The organism is Cloacibacillus sp. An23 (genome assembly GCF_002159945.1).
In the GTDB taxonomy this organism is placed as follows: Bacteria; Synergistota; Synergistia; order Synergistales; family Synergistaceae; genus Caccocola.
Genome location: NZ_NFJQ01000009.1, coordinates 13,590 through 30,562 on the forward strand (window position 1 = coordinate 13,590; position 16,973 = coordinate 30,562).

The 16,973-nt window shown below is 58.1% G+C and carries 15 protein-coding genes; 6 read left to right on the forward strand and 9 right to left on the reverse strand.

Features of this window, described 5'->3' with window-relative positions; translation table 11 throughout:
* Positions 1–9: 9 nt before the first annotated feature.
* The 3 genes from B5F39_RS09740 to B5F39_RS09750 are packed head-to-tail and all read right to left on the reverse strand — an operon-like array spanning position 10 to position 2,328.
* Positions 10–699: a YjjG family noncanonical pyrimidine nucleotidase gene (locus B5F39_RS09740; RefSeq protein WP_087366698.1), complete on the reverse strand. Its 690-nt coding sequence runs from the start codon at positions 697–699 to the stop codon at positions 10–12.
* A gap of 13 nt (positions 700–712) precedes the next feature.
* Positions 713–1,348, reverse strand: coding sequence for a M48 family metallopeptidase (locus B5F39_RS09745; RefSeq protein WP_087366701.1), 636 nt, complete (start codon positions 1,346–1,348; stop codon positions 713–715).
* Positions 1,349–1,395: 47 nt separating this feature from the next.
* Positions 1,396–2,328 (reverse strand): MBL fold metallo-hydrolase, encoded by a 933-nt coding sequence (locus B5F39_RS09750; protein ID WP_087366704.1) that lies wholly within the window; start codon positions 2,326–2,328, stop codon positions 1,396–1,398.
* A 136-nt stretch (positions 2,329–2,464) separates the two neighbouring features.
* Here B5F39_RS09750 and B5F39_RS09755 point away from each other — a divergent pair, with 136 nt between their 5' ends.
* Positions 2,465–3,235: an enoyl-CoA hydratase-related protein gene (locus tag B5F39_RS09755; RefSeq protein ID WP_143330714.1), complete on the forward strand. Its 771-nt coding sequence runs from the start codon at positions 2,465–2,467 to the stop codon at positions 3,233–3,235.
* A 75-nt stretch (positions 3,236–3,310) separates the two neighbouring features.
* Here B5F39_RS09755 and B5F39_RS09760 read toward each other — a convergent pair whose 3' ends face one another.
* Together B5F39_RS09760 and B5F39_RS09765 are read right to left on the reverse strand one after the other, a co-directional pair.
* Positions 3,311–4,792 (reverse strand): carbon starvation CstA family protein, encoded by a 1,482-nt coding sequence (locus tag B5F39_RS09760; RefSeq protein ID WP_087366710.1) that lies wholly within the window; start codon positions 4,790–4,792, stop codon positions 3,311–3,313.
* Positions 4,793–5,093: 301 nt separating this feature from the next.
* Positions 5,094–6,662 carry an Ig-like domain-containing protein gene (locus B5F39_RS09765; protein ID WP_087367055.1) on the reverse strand — a complete coding sequence of 523 codons (1,569 nt, stop codon included), beginning with the start codon at positions 6,660–6,662 and terminating at the stop codon, positions 5,094–5,096.
* Between the two features lie 306 nt (positions 6,663–6,968).
* Here B5F39_RS09765 and B5F39_RS09770 point away from each other — a divergent pair, with 306 nt between their 5' ends.
* The gene (locus tag B5F39_RS09770; RefSeq protein WP_087366713.1) at positions 6,969–7,370 is read left to right on the forward strand and encodes a helix-turn-helix transcriptional regulator; all 402 of its coding nucleotides are present in this window, start codon (positions 6,969–6,971) and stop codon (positions 7,368–7,370) included.
* Positions 7,371–7,691: 321 nt separating this feature from the next.
* Here the strand turns inward: B5F39_RS09770 and B5F39_RS09775 are convergent, their stop codons facing one another.
* The 4 genes from B5F39_RS09775 to B5F39_RS14455 all read right to left on the reverse strand — a co-directional run bounded on the left by B5F39_RS09775 (position 7,692) and on the right by B5F39_RS14455 (position 12,384).
* Positions 7,692–9,185 (reverse strand): aldehyde dehydrogenase family protein, encoded by a 1,494-nt coding sequence (locus tag B5F39_RS09775; RefSeq protein ID WP_239391214.1) that lies wholly within the window; start codon positions 9,183–9,185, stop codon positions 7,692–7,694.
* Positions 9,186–9,383: 198 nt separating this feature from the next.
* Positions 9,384–11,519: a glutamine synthetase III gene (locus B5F39_RS09780; RefSeq protein WP_087366716.1), complete on the reverse strand. Its 2,136-nt coding sequence runs from the start codon at positions 11,517–11,519 to the stop codon at positions 9,384–9,386.
* Positions 11,520–11,814: 295 nt separating this feature from the next.
* On the reverse strand, positions 11,815–11,982 hold the full coding sequence (locus B5F39_RS14450) for an NYN domain-containing protein (protein ID WP_204245095.1): 168 nt from the start codon (positions 11,980–11,982) through the stop codon (positions 11,815–11,817).
* 27 nt (positions 11,983–12,009) lie between these two features.
* Entirely contained in the window at positions 12,010–12,384 is a 375-nt protein-coding gene (locus tag B5F39_RS14455; protein ID WP_204245096.1) for a hypothetical protein, read from the reverse strand.
* Between the two features lie 232 nt (positions 12,385–12,616).
* Here B5F39_RS14455 and B5F39_RS09790 point away from each other — a divergent pair, with 232 nt between their 5' ends.
* Genes B5F39_RS09790 through B5F39_RS09805 form a run of 4 tightly spaced genes read left to right on the forward strand, consistent with a single transcriptional unit; the run spans position 12,617 to position 16,955 of the window.
* The gene (locus B5F39_RS09790) at positions 12,617–14,548 is read left to right on the forward strand and encodes an ABC-F family ATP-binding cassette domain-containing protein (RefSeq protein ID WP_087366718.1); all 1,932 of its coding nucleotides are present in this window, start codon (positions 12,617–12,619) and stop codon (positions 14,546–14,548) included.
* 11 nt (positions 14,549–14,559) lie between these two features.
* The gene (locus B5F39_RS14270) at positions 14,560–15,012 is read left to right on the forward strand and encodes a YhcH/YjgK/YiaL family protein (protein WP_158096015.1); all 453 of its coding nucleotides are present in this window, start codon (positions 14,560–14,562) and stop codon (positions 15,010–15,012) included.
* 46 nt (positions 15,013–15,058) lie between these two features.
* Entirely contained in the window at positions 15,059–15,943 is an 885-nt protein-coding gene (locus tag B5F39_RS09800; RefSeq protein ID WP_087366721.1) for a LysR family transcriptional regulator, read from the forward strand.
* A 43-nt stretch (positions 15,944–15,986) separates the two neighbouring features.
* On the forward strand, positions 15,987–16,955 hold the full coding sequence (locus B5F39_RS09805; RefSeq protein ID WP_087366724.1) for an NTF2 fold immunity protein: 969 nt from the start codon (positions 15,987–15,989) through the stop codon (positions 16,953–16,955).
* Positions 16,956–16,973 lie beyond the last annotated feature (18 nt).

Below are 16,973 nucleotides of genomic sequence, written 5' to 3' on the forward strand. Positions count from 1 at the left end.
TTTTGCGCGTTACAGCAGCCCCGTCACCTCGTTCAGATCACTTATCTCGAAATCCGGCTTCGCTTCCGTCGCGTTCGGCGCGCCGTCGGGGTTGTACCAGCAGGTTTTTATGCCAGCGCCCGCGCCGCCCGCGATGTCGCTCGTCAGCGAGTCGCCTACTATCAGCGCGGCGGCGCGCTTGTCCTCGCCTATCTCGCGGAATACTGCGTCGAAAAATTCTTTCGCGGGTTTTTCGTATCCTATCCGTTCGGAGAGGAAGACTCCGTCGAGCAGTTTGCCGAGGCCGGAGCGTGCGAGCTTGCGCGTCTGCGCGGCTGTCGTGCCGTTCGAGGCGGCGTACTGCTCTATTTTGCCGCGCAGCGAGGCGACGAGTTTGTCCGCGCCGTCTCGGAAGACTATCGTGTCGCCGAGGCGCGTTTGATAGGCCGCGTTGAATTCGGCGGCAGAGGGGCCGGAGAGCCCTTCTGCCGCGAAGAAGTCTTCGAAGCGGCGCACGAGTATCTCGGCCTTCGCCATTTCGCCGCGTTCGAGTTTGCGCCAGTATGATTTGTTTATCACGGAATATCGCGCGAGAGCGCCGTCCGTACATTCGCCGAGGCCGAAATCCGCGAAGAGCGAGCGCATCGCGGCGCGCTCCGCAGCCTTGAAGTCGAGCAGAGTGCCGTCCACGTCCCAGAGTATCGCGCGAAGTCCGCCCATAGTCCGTCCCTCCCTATTCCGGAATGACCGCGTCGGGCTCGAGCTCGAGTATTTTGTTCTTGATGTGCAGCATACGGCGGTCGTCCGGCGGATGGGAGTTGAATCCGCTAGGCTGCGTCTTGCTGACGGATGAGAGCTTCTTGATAGCCATGTACATCCCTACCGGGTCCTCGCCCTGCGCGTGCGCGAGTTCGACGGCGTAGTCGTCGGCCGCTATCTCCTGCTCCCGGCTCCAGCCCGAGTTCACGAGGTTCGCGCCGACGTTGACGGCGGCCCCCGCAAGGCCGTCTCCCAGTATATTGCCTAGTATCGCGGCGGCGAGCGACAGGCCGGCGGCGCGGTTCGCGCCGCTCTGGTGGTGGTTCAGCTTCACGTGTCCGGCCTCGTGGGCGAATACGGCGTACAGTTCGGACTCGCTGTCGAGCAGGTCGAGCAGGCCCGTCGTGACCGTAACAGACTGCCCGTTCGTGACCCAGGCGTTGGGAGCTTCCTCGTTTTTTATGGAGAACGGAAGCCCGGTCAGCCCTGTCGGCGCCGCCACTTTGTTCCAAACCCGCCTGGCCTGCTCGTGCGATAAACCGGCGTATGACGGACAGGCCGCCAGAGTGAAAATCATCAGCGCGAATGCGAAAATTTTTACCGCTTTCAAATTTTTAGCCTCCTTCGCCGGCGCGCCGCCCGCCTGGGGCGCGGCCTTTATTTTTTGTGCTCGTGCGCGTACCAGCAGGCGAGTCCCTGAATGTTCAGCTCGAGGTCCCAGCGGTGCGCGCGCTCTATTTCTTCCATGCGCGAAGCCTGTCCGTTCTCCGTTATCAGCTCGCGGTAAAGCTCGGTGAGACGGCGGCTCAGCCCTTCGCGTTCGCCGCGCGAGGCGACCGCTATCTCGACGTATTTATCGACGGATTTTTTAAGGCTTTCCGCTATCTCCGCGATGTTCGTCAGCGGGCCGAAGTGCGTCAGAAACACAGTCTCCGGCTCGAGCGATACGATGTGGTCTATCGTCGCCTTCATCGCCTCCGGGTCGAACTGCACCGGAGAGGCCGTCGGTATCGCCCAGCGTCCGCGCGTCCCGTCCATGCAGCTGTACGAGATGCCGAAGCCGTCGCCAGCGAATACAGACTTCGTCGTTTTCTCGAAAAATATCATGTGGTGTTTCGCGTGGCCCGGCGCGTCATAGCATACCAGCCGCCTGCCGCCCAGCGTCAGCTCTTCTCCGTCCTGCGGCGCGAGCACGCGCTCCGCCGGGACCGGGATTATCGTGCCGTAGAGGCGCTCCGTCTCCTCGGGGCCGTAGACTTCTTTGACGCCTTCGACTAGCTTCGCCGGGTCTATCATGTGGCGCGCGCCGCGCGGATGCACGACGAGCTTCGCGTTCGGGAACTCGCGCATGTACGAGCCGGCGCCGCCCGCGTGGTCGAGATGGACGTGCGTCACGCAGACGTACTTCACGCTCTCGCGCGCCACGCCGAGTTCGCCGAGGGCCTCGAGCACGCAGGGCAGGGACCTGTTGTGCGCCGTCTCTATGATCGCGGCCTCGCCGAGGCTCCTGACAAGATACACCTCGACGAAGCCCTCGCCCTCGTAATGGGCGTCTATCCCGTAAATTCCGTTGCCGTAGTCGTAAAACATGTAACTCCTCCAATATAATAATCGCACCTAATAGTAAGCCGCAGCGCGCCGGGCCGTCAACACCTTTATGCAGCCTGAGACATCCGCGCCGCGCCGTGATAGTATGTAACGCGGACGCAAAAGAAAATTTTTGGAGGTGTTTTCGCTGAAAGAGGTCATTTTTGAAAAGAGGGACGGGGCCGCGTGGGTGACGATGAACAGGCCCGAGGCGCTGAACTCTCTGACCGCGGAGCTGTGCGCCGGGCTTGTGGAAACGCTCGCGGAATGCGAGCGCGACGCGTGCGTGCGCGCCGTCGTCCTCACTGGGGCCGGGCGCGCCTTCTGCGCCGGAGGCGACCTGAAGACGCTCGCCGCGCTCAAAAGCCGCGAGGAGGCGGAGGCCTACGTGCGGACGGCCGGGGCCGTCGCGCTCGCCGTGATACGCTCTGCGAAGCCCTACGTCGCGATGGTGAACGGGGCCGCCGCCGGCGCGGGGTTCAACCTCGCGCTCGCATGCGATTTCGTCTGCGCGTCGAAAAAAGCGAAATTCACGCAGGCATTCAGCACGATAGGGCTGATATCCGACTGCGGCGGAAACTTCCTGCTGCCGCGCCTCGTAGGGCCGGCCATGGCGAAACGGCTGATGATGCTGCCCGAGACGCTTTCCGCGGACGAAGCCGCCGCGCTCGGCCTCGTCTCTGCGGTCGCGGATGATGCGGAACTCGCGGAAAAAACGGCGGCGCTCGCCGCCCGCCTCGCGAAGCAGCCTCCGCGGGCGCTGGCAGAAATAAAAAAATTCCAGAACGATGCGGAACTATTCGAAGCCGCGCTTCACCGGGAGGAGAAAATACAGGCGGAGCTGATATGCGGCGGAGAATGCAAAGAGGGCGTAGCCGCCTTCCTTGAAAAACGCGAGCCTAAATTTTAGCGTGCCGCCGGAAACGCACAAAAAAGCCGCCCGCCTTACGTTTCGGCGGGCGGCTTCTGCGTTTTCCTTAAATTGCTATCCGAGCTTCTTCTCCTGATAGGGCTTCACGCACTTTACCCAGAACAGCACGAAGCAGACCGCGGCGAAAACTATCCCCGCTGGGTAGCCCGCCTTCGCCGCAGCGTCGATGGCCGCCGCGCCCGAAAGGGCGGAGCCGGCGGCCGCGCGCGAAATCATCGGGCCGAAGCCCTCCGGCGCGACCAGAATGTACGTGCTGCACACAGCCGACATAAAAACGGCGGGAATCACGACGGGCCAGAAATTATGGCGCACCTTCGCGAGGAAGGCCGCCGCCGTCCAAAGCGTGATCATAGCGAGCGTCTGGTTAGACCACGAGAAATAGCGCCAGATAATCTGGAAATTGACGAGCGACAGCGCGCCGCCGCAGAGAAGCAGCGGAAGCGAAAGCATCAGCCGCTTCATGTGCGGCTTCTGGTCCACGCCGAACCAGTCCGCGAGGGTGAGGCGCGCCGAGCGGAACGCAGTGTCGCCCGAAGTTATCGGGCAGACGATGACTCCGAGCATAGCCAGCACCGCTCCGGCCGGGCCGAGCAGAGTATTGCAGATGTCGTAGACCAGCGCCGACTGCCCCGCGAGGCGGTTCGTCGCCTCCCACAGACCGCCGGTGCCGTTATACACCGTCACGCCCGCGGCGGCCCAGATAAGCGCTATAACGCCCTCCGCGACCATCGCGCCGTAAAAGACCTTGCGCCCCTCGTACTCGCTGCGGATACAGCGCGCCATCATCGGCGACTGCGTGGCGTGGAAGCCAGAAATCGCGCCGCATGCGACAGTGATGAACATCAGAGGCCATATCGGCAGCCCGTCGGGATGCAGATTGCCGAAATTATGCCACATCTCCGGCATCTCATAGCCCTGCGCGACCATGCCGCCGCCGACTCCGAGGCACATAATGATAAGCGCCGCGCCGAAAAGCGGATAGAGCCGCCCGATGATCTTATCTATAGGCAGCAGAGTCGCAAGGAAATAATAGATCAAAATCACGGCGAGCCAGAAATGCATGTCGAGCGACTCCGGCGTAAGCAGAGCAAGCAGCCCCGCCGGGCCGATAGAGAAAGTGGCCCCGACGAAGATGAGCAGCACGACGGAAAAAAAGCGCATCACAGTCTTCATCACGGGGCCGAGGTAAAAGCCGACGATCTCCGAAATACTGCCGCCGTTGTGGCGCTCCGAAAGCATCCCCGAGAAATAATCGTGAACGCCGCCCGCAAAGATAGTCCCGAAGACTATCCAGAAATAGACCACCGGCCCCCACAGAGCGCCGGAGAGCGCGCCGAAGATAGGGCCGAGCCCGGCGATATTCAGAAGCTGGATAAGGAACGACTTCCACAGCGGCAGCGGAATATAGTCCACGCCGTCCGGATGGTCGATAGCCGGAGTCTTCCGCTCGTCCGGCGGAAGCAGCCGCTCGACGAACTTAGCGTAAACCGCGAAGCCCGCTATGAGCATGAAAAGCGCTATAAAAAACGTAACCATAAAACTCCACCCCTCCGTCCCTAAAATATGGGACTATTTTATATTTGACTTTATAGCATTTACATATATTAGGGTCAATACTAAGAGATATGCCATTTTGTGCAACACGCGATGCCGTTTTAGGAATAGCAGAAAAGAAGAAAAACTGTGTTAAGCGCTAAAAATAAAGTAATAGCATGGTTTAGGCGCAAATATTACATTAAACGATAATTGAGAGCGGACTTCAACCCCGACAAAAAACGGAAGCCGCGCCGAAGCGCGGCCTCCGTATATACGACGCTTTGTTGGAGCTCTCGAAAAATTACCTCTTCCTCATGCGGAAAAGCGGAACAGCCGCAAGCAGAGCAAGCGCGCCGAACCCAGCCGAGCACCCTCCGCCGCTGCCGCCGGTGTGCGGAGGCGTGACGTCGTCGGAGGTGACTGGCGGTGTAATCGGAGTATCGTCTTCGGTTACTGTTACCGTGCAGGAGGCCGAAATAGTGTCGTAGTCAGCCAGTGTCGCCGTTATAGTCGTTTCTCCTGCCGCGGCGGGAGTTATCTCGCCGTTTGCATCGACTGTTGCGATTTCAGGATTGCTGCTCGTCCAGTTAATCATGGCGTTTGCCGGAACGACCGTATAATCAAGAGTAATCGTTTCATTCATGGCAAGCGTTATTACGTTGGTCGCAAACGTCAGTGACGGTACAACGAAATGGCCTTCCCCGTCATCGACGAAAGTGACATTTTCAGCGAGATATTTTTCTTCCGGCTGACTGCTGAAAGCACCGCCGCTGATGGAGACGTTGCCATTCGTGTTATCTTCATCGCCCTTATTCTGTATTGAAAGAGCGCCTACTTTACCTTCAAAAGTGCCGCTTGTAATAGTCAGTGCAACCAGCTGCGTGTCGCTTTCATTGCCTGCTGTCTCATGGTTTGCTTCGTAAATTGCGTATGACCCTTCACCCGTTGCGATTACCTCCGCATCGCCTGATATTGTCGCGCTCATATTTCCGCGGTATCCGACTTTTTCAGGGTCTCCGTTCGTGATAAATGCAATCCCTGCGCCGATTGCAACAACTCCGTTTGAACTCGGTGTGACGGCAGTCGGCATATTTCCGTTACTAATTACAGTACCACCGGTCATATTCAGCGTACCGCTTCTGAACTGTATCCCGACGTAGCCGGATACAGTCCCTCCGGTTATGTTCAGAACTCCTTCCTGAGAATGGAAGATGCCTGCGCCTGCGATATAGTCGCGTCCAGAAGACGGGTTACTATCAGATTCCAAGCCCGTGCCACCTATGAGCTGGCCACCGTTGACGTTTATAATTGTTCCGTGATAGCTTACGGGATTTTTATTTGAATCCGTTGTTGCGGAAGAACCGGAAACAGCATATCCATCAACAGCCGTTACTTGAACTATTCCATCGTTGATGTCGAACTGCGCGCCTTTTCCCATGACCGTGATAGGATACCACTGTGCTTCTATCGTCCCGCCGTTCAAAATCAGTTTGGAATTAATAGCGGACGCGTTCTCATCAGGCGAAGTTTCGCCTAATATTTGTATTGCAGCCCATCCATTGCTGGATATTTTGCCGCCCCCGGCTGTGTCATTAATGGTAAAAGTGGCTCCGTCTGTAACGACAAATATATCAGCCCCTTCAAGAGTAGCACTTACGGTATGCCCGTTTAAATCAAGAGTTGCATTGGTTGATACGATGAGCTGTGAAGTAATTTGGAAATCGCCAGTAACGGTGATTCCTTCTGTCCCGTTTAATGCGCTTTGCAGACTGTCAAAACTGTCAACTTCCACCGCCATCGCCGCCGGTGCGAAAAACGCTACGCACAGCGCTGCGGCAAGCGCGGCCAGTCCTTTTTTGCCGAATTTCATTCGTCCTTCTCCTTTCAGTATCCTTCGTCGTCCTCAGTTCTGTGATGAAAAAGCCTTTGCGCGCGGATTTTGCCGTGGTGCTTTGAGATGTCCGACCTCCCTCCTGCTTCGCAATTCGGTATGTCGTGTTTCACTTTTTCCTCGCTGATATTGAATAATTTCTAGCTTATTGTAGATATAACCTCGCTTAAAGTCAATAATAGTTGCATTTTATCGCTATAATCTGGGTTGTCCATATTGTTTGAGCTTGTAGTCTTTTCGCTTATTTGTGTGAGAAAGTAACGGTAAGCGAGAGGTGAGCTGCATATGTGGAAAATTCAGAAATATAGAATAAATAAAGGGCTCACTCAAGAGCGTCTGGCAGAAGAAGTAGACCTTTCTCCGGGGTATGTGTCAGAGATTGAGACCGGGAAGAAAAGAGCGTCAATGAAAACATTGCAGAAAATCGCCTCCGTCCTAGACGTGCCGCTTGCTGCGCTGCTTGACGACGGCCCGGACGTGGAACAGAAAAAAGACGTGTTCGTACAGTGTCCCTTCATATCTTATATGGACTCGCCTTCGGCTCTGGCGGAGGTGAGCGGCATTACAAGGGAGATTTTTTCCGTCGTGACGGAGCTTCCTGTCGAGGAGAAGATAAAGGTGCTCTCCTACGCGCGCGACCTGAAAAAACTGGCCGATCTGACGGGCGGGAAAAACGCGAAAGAGTGATCCTTAGTATATGGCGGTTCAGTCATAAAGAGTAAGGGCGGATTCCGCCGAGTGCCGTCTGACGCGCGGCCCGGACCGGGCCGGCGTCCGCGGCGCGCGCGTGACGGCGGCGCGTAACGCCGCGTCAGCCGGCGAGGGCGCTCCGTGTATCGGCGAAGCGCCGGTGTATTAAATATCCGCCGGCTCGAATGACGCGAACTGTGCTTTGCGCCTGAGTCCGGCATGACGGTTTTTCTTTTTCCGTTATTTTGCCGGACTGTTATAAACGTGAAAAGCCCCGCCTTGGGGGCGGGGCTTGGTTTGGGTATGCTCCAGGCGCCGTTAGTCTTTCGGGTAGAAGCCGGTAGGCGACTCTCCGAGGTTTATCATGATGTTCTTCATCTGAGTGTAGTGTTCGAGGATGACTTTGTGCGTCTCGCGTCCGATGCCGCTTTCTTTGTAGCCGCCGAAGGGCGCTCCCGCCGGTATCGAGTTGTATGTGTTGACCCACATGCGCCCAGTTTCGACGCCGCGCGCCACGCGGATGGCGCGGTTGACGTCGCGCGTCCAGACCGCGCCTCCGAGGCCGTATTTGCTGTCGTTGGCCATTTTTATGACTTCTTCTTCCGTGCGGAACTTTATGACGCATGCGACGGGGCCGAAGATTTCTTCCTGCGCGACCTTCATGTCGTTCGTCACGTTCGTGAGCAGCGTCGGCGCGTAGAAGGCTCCGCCGGCGAGCTCGCCTTCGGTGAGCGGGTGCCCGCCGCAGGCTATCGCCGCACCCTCTTTGACTCCGGCCTCGACGCATTCCTGGATGTGCTCGACCTGGTGTTTGTTGATCTGGCTGCCCATCTGGGTCTCCTCTTTCCACGGCAGCCCGACTTTTATCTTGTTGAAGGCCGCGGCGGCGTCCGCCACGAATTTGTCGTAGATGTCCTCGTGGACGAAGACGCGCGACCCGGCGCAGCAGACCTGTCCCTGGTTGAAGAGTATGCCCATTTGCAGGCCGTCCATCGCCATGTCCCATTTGCAGTCTGGGAAATAGATGTTCGCCGATTTTCCGCCGAGTTCGAGCGTTGACGGAATGAGGCGGTCCGCCGCCGCTCTCGCCACGTCGCGGCCTACGTCTGTAGAACCCGTGAAGGCCAGCTTGCGGAAGCCCGGATGTTCGAGTATGTACTGGCCCGACTTCGAGCCCTTGCCGGTGACGACGTTGAATACGCCGGGAGGCAGTATGCCTTCGACGATGCGGGCGAACTCGAGCACGGAGAGCGGCGTTATGCTCGACGGCTTGAAGACCGTGCAGCAGCCCGCGGCTAGCACAGGCGCGAGTTTCCACGCCGCCATGAGGAACGGGAAGTTCCACGGCACGATCTGCCCGACTACGCCTATCGGCTCGCGGAGTATCAGCGAGAGCGTGTTTCCGTCGAGCATCGCGGCGCTGCCTTCTTCCGTGCGCACCGCGCCCGCGAAGTAGCGGAAGTGGTCGGCCGACATAGGCACGTCGACGTTCAGCGTTTCGCGTATCGGCTTGCCGTTGTCGAGCGTCTCGACCATCGCGAGACGTTCTTTATTCGCGTCTATCGCGTCGGCGACTTTCATCAGGATCGCCGCGCGCTCTGCGGGAGCGACGTTCTTCCATGACTCCCACGCTTTCCACGCGGCTTTTACCGCGTCGTCCACATCCTCGCGCGTCGCCTCTGCGCACGACGCGAGCAGCCGCCCGTCCGCCGGGCAGTGTGTCTCGAATGTCTTCCCGTCCTTCGCCGGACGCCACTCGCCGCCGATGAAGCAGCCGTATTCCTTCTGAAGCTCTGGCATTGCAAAAGCCATTTCTGTGTCCTCCTTACTGTCGGCTTTCCGCCGTGTGTTTACGCGGAAAGAAGAATCTATCTAATTATTATTATATATCACCCGTCAATATGTAGAGTACGCTATAACTTAGTGATATTATGAACATAAGTAACTAAAAGAGTATAAAAAATTCCCCCGCGCGGAGCGGGGGATAGGTTCGGATTTTGCGTCCGCGCGTTACGCGGAGAGCGAGAGCAGGTTCCTGTAGTTCGGGTAGGGCATGTTCTCCGCGGAGAAGAATATCTCGACGGAGTCGGCGATTTTGCGTATCTCGAGCATGAGCGGCACTGCCCTCTTAACTATCGCCTCGGCGTGGGCGCGCGTGGTCATGCGGGACATCTCCTCGCGCAGCTTCGCGAGCTCTTCTGTCTTTGCTATGAGGTCGAGCTTCGCCGCGGCAAGCCGGACGATGATGCCGTCCCATTTTTCCAGCGACAGCGCGTCGTAGCCGGCGACGGCGTCGCGCGAGCTTTTCTCGAGAAGCATTTGTTTCGAGAGCGCGGGGAGTATCCCCTCCCATACCATGTCGCGCAGCACGGACATTTCTATCTCGATGCTCTTGACGAACTGCTCGAGTTTTATCGTGTGGAAGGCTTCGATCTCTTTTTTCGAGAATACCTTCATTTCTTCGAGCATTTTTATCGTAGACGGCTCTACGAAGAGATCTATGCCCTCGGGTATCGTCTTGGCCTTGAGCAGGCCGCGGCGCTCCGCCTCCTCGTGCCAGTTGGCGCTGTAGGCGTTGCCCTCGAAGCGGATGTTGCGGCTCATCGCGGCGACCTTGCGTATCGTCTTTATCGCGGCGTCCACGGGGTCGAGGCCCGCGTTTATCTCTTCTTCGAAGAAGCCGAGGAACTTTTCCATGCCGGCGGCCCAGACTGTGAGCAGCGCCATGACCGGTATGGCCATAGCCTGCGACGCGCCGGGCGCGCGGAACTCGAACTTGTTGCCGGTGAAGGCTATCGGGCTCGTGCGGTTGCGGTCGCTGTCGAAGGCCACGATGTCGGGCAGCTTCGAGAGGCCGAGGTCGAGCGTGCCGCGCGACGGCTTCATCGTGCCGTCGTCGGTGCCCTCTTCGACGGCGCGCAGCATGGAGGCTATAGCGTCGCCGAGGTAGACGCAGATGATGTTCGGCGGAGCCTCCTGCCCGCCAAGGCGGTACATGTTGCCCGGCGTAGAGACGGAGGCCTGGAGCAGTCCGAAGTGCTCCGCCGTGCCGAGTATGAATGACGAGAGGAAGGCGAGGAATATTACGTTCTTCCTGTGGTTCGTCGAAGGCTTCAGAAGGTTGCGTCCCTCGCTGTCTTCGAGTGAGAAGTTGATGTGCTTGCCGCTGCCGTTCATGCCGTTGAACGGCTTCTCGTGGAAGAGCAGGCGCAGCTCGTGCTCGCGCGCCATCTTGCGCATCGTCTCCATGACGAGCTGGTTCTGGTCGCAGGCGAGGTTCGCCTCGGTGAACTGCGGCGCGAACTCGAACTGGCATCTGGCGTTTTCGTTGTGGCGCGTCGCGAGGTCGACGCCGAGGCGCGCCAGGTCGCGCTGCACGTCCTCCATGTAGGATAGGACGCGCGTCGGTATCGCGCCGAAGTAGTGGTCTTCCATCTTCTGGTCGCGCGGCGGCGGCGAGCCGACGAGCGTGCGTCCGCAGAAGCGGATGTCCGGGCGCTTCTGCGCGCGCGGACGGTCGAGCAGGAAGAATTCCTGTTCGCCTCCGACGGTCGCGTGGACGTAGCGGACGCCGCGGTTGCCGAAGAGCTTGAGCATTCGCATCGAGCGCGTCTCTATCGCCTGCATCGCGCGCAGCAGATAGGTCTTCATGTCGAGCGGCGAGCCGTCGTAGGCTATGAATATCGACGGTATGCAGAGCGTGCCGCCCTTCTTCGACTTGATGATGAAGGCGGGGCTCGTCGGGTCCCACGCGGAATAGCCGCGCGCCTCGAAGGTGCTGCGCGTGCCGCCGGACGGGAAAGAGGAGGCGTCCGGTTCGCTCTGCATGAGGTCCTTGCCGCGGAAGGAGTTCAGCGGGTTGCCGTTTTCGTCCGCCATCAGGAAAGCCGTGTGCTTCTCCGCGGTCAGCTCGGTGAGCGGGTGGAACCAGTGCGCCCAGTGGTCGGCGCCCTTGCTTACGGCCCAGTCCTTCATAGCGAGTGCGACGGTGTCGGCGATGCTCGAGTCGAGCTTCTGCCGCCCCTCCATAGCCGCGACGAGGCTGTCGAAGACGTCGCGCGGAAGCCGCTGCTTCATCTCCCTCTGGTCAAAGACGAGAGAGCCGTAAATGTCTTTCATCTTTGGGTATTCTCTTATCTCTGTCATACATTATCCTCCATATCAGGTTAATGCTGATGCACTCGTATCTTTATATCTCTTTTTAAACGCAAAATCAAGCGGAGAAAGGCGCTTAAATCCCGACGGCGGAAGACGGGGCGGGAAGAAAAAAATTTTTTGCGGCGGACGGCCGCGCATAACGGAAGCACCGGCTATAGAACGAAACGCGGCCGGCAAATTATAGCTTTTGGATTGGCTGAGGCTTGGGAAAATATGATTTTAACCTGTCTATGTGTTCCTGCAAGTCCGGCTTGATGGGCGCCCACATAGGGTCGAGTATAAATTACATTCCTTCTCTTCTGGCCAGCTTGGCGGCTGGGACGAAATCGCTGTCCCCTGATATCAGTACGATACGCTGAACCTGCTTTTTATATGTCACGGAGGCGATATCAAGTCCTATCCGCATATCGACTCCTTTTTGTTTTACGTTTAGGGTCACGTCGTCCTCCAAAAGGTCCGCAACTTGTATCTTTCCTGCTCATAGTTTTTTTATTTTGTCATTTGAAATCGACCAGCTGCAATTGACATCGTCAAGCACGCCGAGCCTAAGAGCCACCTTAGGCGTGCGCCTCAATACGTCGTGAAAAGCTCTGCGCCAGTTTGATTTTTCGGATTTTGCATAATCTATAGGCTTGCCTGTAAGCGGATGATGCATTTTTTTCTGAAGCGGCGGACAGTCGTAAAAGAAAATGCGGTAAAGGCTTTCATTTACCGGTATCCCCTTCTGGGACGCATGAGCGCATGAATGCCTGTAAAGACGCGATGCCAGCTGTTCAGGGTCAAGAGCGCCGAAAATGTGCCTAGCCCTGCGGATGAAAAAAGCTCCGTCTATCATTATCGCAGTCCTTATCAATTAAATTCGCCTCCGAATTAAAAATAATCCCTGAGTTCGGCGTTTTCCGGACTTTACGAAAACGCGTACTGTCAGGGATGGACATCTCAATATAATTGAGTGTAATTACAATAATACATTTGCGTTATTTTGTGTAGCTATAAATTTAGCCGTTTTTTCCTGCGATTTTCACGCGCGCGCTTTCCGTCTATAATTAACGCGACTGTTTGACGACGGAGGGAAATATCTTCCTATGATCGAGATAAAAGGTTTGAAAGTACGCTTCGGCGAACAGGAGGTGCTGCGCGGGATAGACTGGTTCATCCCGCCGAAAAGCCGCGTCGGCTTGGTCGGCGGCAACGGCGCTGGCAAGACTACGCTGCTGCGCGTCCTCGCGGGCGAAGCCGATTACGAAGGCAGCGTCTCCGTCCCGAAGGGGCATACCGTCGGCTATCTGCCGCAGGATTTGGTCGAGGTCAAAGACGAAGTGCTGCTCGACTACCTGCGCGAGCGCGCGGGGCTGACTGACATATCCGCAAAGCTCGCGGACTGCGAGGCGCGCATGAGCGAGGCTTCGGGCGACGCGGTGAAGCCGCTGCTCGCGGAGCACGCCAGGCTTCAGCGCGAGTTCGAGGCGAAGGGCGGCTTCGGCTTCGACGTGGAGGCCAAACAGGTGATGAAGGGGCTCGGCTTCGCGCCCGAAGTGGACGCGGCGCGCCGCACCTCGGAGTTCTCGGGCGGCTGGAAAATGCGCATCGCGCTCGCGGCGCTGCTGCTGTCTCACGCCGACATACTTCTGCTCGACGAGCCTACGAACCACCTTGACACCGAGAGCATGGAGTGGCTGGAGTCGTGGCTGCGCGACTACCGCGGCACGATAATCGCCGTCTCGCACGACCGCCGCTTCCTCGACAACATGGTGACGACCGTCGCCGAGCTCGCGAACGGAGAAATACATCTTTATTCGTGCGGCTACGAAAAATTCCTCACCGAGCGCGAAGAGCGCCGCGCGCGCCTCGAAGCCGAGTGGGAACAGCAGAAGGAAAAAATAGAAGAAATCCAGAAATTCGTCGAGCGCTTCCGCTACAAGGCGACGAAGGCACGCCAGGTGCAGAGCCGCATAAAGCAGCTCGAAAAGATGGAGATAACGGAGCTCGAAGGGCCGCAGAAGAGCGTCAGCTTCAAGTTCCCGGAATGTCCGCGCAGCGGCCGCGAGGTGATAAAGGCCGAAAATCTTGAAAAGCGCTACGGAGAGCACGTCGTATTCAGCGGCGTGAATTTCACGATAGAGCGCGGGCAGCGCGTCGCCCTCGTCGGCGTCAACGGCGCGGGCAAATCGACGCTGATGCGGCTCATCGACCAGATAGAAGAGCCGACCGCGGGGCGCGCAACGCTCGGCCTCAACGTCAAAAAAGCCTACTTCTCGCAGGAGAGCGCGCAGAACCTCGACTACAGCCGCACGATATGGCAGGAGGTCAACAACACCGGCTCGAAGCTGCTCGAAGGCGAAAAACGCAACCTGCTGGGCGCGTTCCTCTTCCACGGCGACGAGATACACAAGCCCGTCTCCGTGCTCTCGGGCGGCGAAAAGTCGCGCCTCGGCCTGCTCAAGATGCTGCTCTCCGAATCCAACCTTCTCATACTCGACGAGCCCACCAACCACCTAGACTACGGCACGAAGGAACTTTTTCAGAAAGCGCTGCTCGAGTACGGCGGCACGATATTCATAGTCTCGCACGACCGCGCCTTCCTAGACGACCTCGTGGACCGCGTACTCGAGATACGCGGCGGACACGTTTACGACTACCCGGGCAACTATTCGTGGTTCATAGAGAAGCGCGCCGAACGCGAGGCGCGAGAGGCCGCCGGGCGCGCGAATGCGGCGCAGCCCGAGAAAAGCGAAAGCAAGACGAAAGAGCAGAAACGCGCCGAAGCCGAGGAACGCAACCGCATCTACCGCGCGAAGAAAGATTTCGTCGCGCGCCTCAAAAAATGCGAGGAAGAGATAGCCGCCGGCGAAGCGCGCAAAGAAGAAATAAACGGGCTTCTATGCACGCAGGAAGTGTTGTCCGACTCGAAGCGCGTTCAGGGACTTATGATAGAACTCAAAGAAAAAGAAAACTCGCTGAAAAAACTCTACGACGAGTGGGAAGAGCTCAGCCTCAAGATAGAAGAGATAAAATAGGAGGAAAAACGATGGTCTACGACTCCCTCGACAATTTAATAGAAAACCTGCCGCGCTATATGCCGCGCTGCGCCGGACTCGCGGACTTCCTTTGCGCCGCGCGCGAAAAAAGTTTCGAGGAGCTCAAAAATACGGACTTTTCACCGCTCGGCCTGCGCTTCAACGAATACGAGACAAAGCCCGGAAACGAGATACCCTACGAGGCGCACAGGAAATTCTGGGACCTGCAGCTCGTCTTGGAAGGCGAGGAACTTATCGGCGTCGCGCCGCTCGAAACGCTGACGGAGACAATCTCCTACGACGAGGCGGAAGACATAGCGTTTTATAAGGGAAGCGGCAGCGAAGTAAAACTCGCGCGCGGCGTCGCGGCTCTGCTCGCGCCGTGGGACGGGCACCGCCCCGGCGCTTCGTGCGGAGACGAGCCGTCGCGCGTCAAAAAGATAGTCGTCAAGCTCGCGTGGTAGCCGCGGCGTAAAATACCGGACGGAACGGAAAAAGGAGGACGCGCCCGTGGATCTCAAAAAGTGCCGCATACTGCTCGACGCGATAGACTGCCGCAGCCTCTCCAAGGTCGCTAAGGACTACGGCTACACGCCCTCCGGAGTCTGGCACATGATAGACGCAATCGAGAACGAGCTCGGCTTTCCGCTTTTCCTGCGCGGCAGCGGCGGCGTGACGCCGACCGACAACTGCCTGCGCCTCGCGCCCGAGCTGCGCGAGCTGGTGCGGTGCAGCGAGCGCTTCTCGCGCAAGATGGAAGAGATACGCGGCATAAGAAGCGGCTCTGTCACGATAGGCAGCTACCCGAGCGTCTCGATACAGTGGCTTCCGCACGTCGTCAAGGCCTTCCGCGCCGACTACCCAGGCATAAGGATACAGATACGCGAGGGCATCCGTCAGGAGCTTCAAAGCTGGCTCGACGACGGCAGCGTCGAGATGTGCTTCTACACCGAGCGCCCCGGTATGAAGGGTGAGTGGATACCGCTCGCCGAAGACCCTATAGTCGCGGTGCTTCCCAAAACCCACCCGCTCGCGGAGACTTCTAGCTACCCTCTCGCGCGATGCGCCGAAGAGGACTTCATCATGCCGGCGCTCGGACGCGACGAGGACGTCGCCGCCGTGCTCGAAGAGGCCGGAATATCCCCCAACATAGTTTTTTCGACGATCGAAAATTTCGCCGCCATCTCGATGATAGAGTGCGGCCTCGGCATGAGCATAATGAACGAGCTCATAACGAAATGCCGCGTCCACGACGCCGCGATAATCCCGCTCGACCCGCCGCGCGCGATAAATTTCGGCATAGCCTACCCGTCGTCGGACAAGCTCTCTCCCGCCGCGCTCGAATTCATAGAATACGCGAAGCGCATGATTCCAGGACTGCGCGCGCGGCGCTAGCCGCTCCGACAAATTGCCCGAGACGGAGAAAGGGAATCACACTATGGAGGATTTTCCCAGAAGAGCCAGATGCGTAGACTGGCGCGACGGAACGCTTATATTCGACGGCGGCGCGCCCGTCGAAGCGTACGAGCCCACGATTGAAATAATGGAGCGCCTCGGCGCGCTGTCAGGCATGGCCGGCTTCCATTCATACGGCGTGCCGCTGACGGACGAACTGATACAGCCGCTCGCCGGGCTGAAAAATATGGTCAACCTCGGCGTGGAGGGCGGCCTGCTGACCGACGGTTGCTTTCCCATATTCGCGTCGATGCCGAAACTCGAGATACTGCTGCTCGACGGCAACTCCGGCATAAACGGCGAGGGGCTTTCCGCGCTGGGAAACTCCAAGGTGAATTTAATCTCGCTCAACGATACGATGCTTGACGACGGCGGCCTTAAGCTGGCGGCGGCGCTTCCCAAACTGTCATATATCCATGCGGAACGCACGAAAATAACCTACGGCGGAATGATGGCAGTCTCCGGCAACAGGCGGCTGAACATCATTGCAAGCGGCCTGTTCACGGCGGAACAGATGGAAGCCTTTCATAAAGAACAGCGAGAAAGGGCGAAGAAGAAAACTGCGATTGACGAAAACTCCGTGCGTGAGGCGAAAGATACTCTCCGCGCCTTCTTCGCCGCGATGACGCAATGGGAGGCGGAGACGGAGCGAAACGGCTTCGACCATCCGGACACAGCGCCGTCGCTTCTTGCCGTATGGGACAAGTTCGTCAGCGAGAAGCCGAGGCCGGGCTATCGTCCCGTCAGCCTTTCCTATTCCAGCCTCGGGACATATACGGGTGTCAGTGTCACAGACGCGGAGCAGGTGACGAAAAACAAACTCTGGCTCTACGCGGACCAGACTGGCGGAGCGAAGAGCGAATACAGATTTCTGATGAAACGGACGGCGGAGGGCTGGAAGATAGATTACGTTCAGATGCGTCTTGACGACTGGCGGCGCTGCGGGCTGTAAAACCGTAAATGAAAGGGA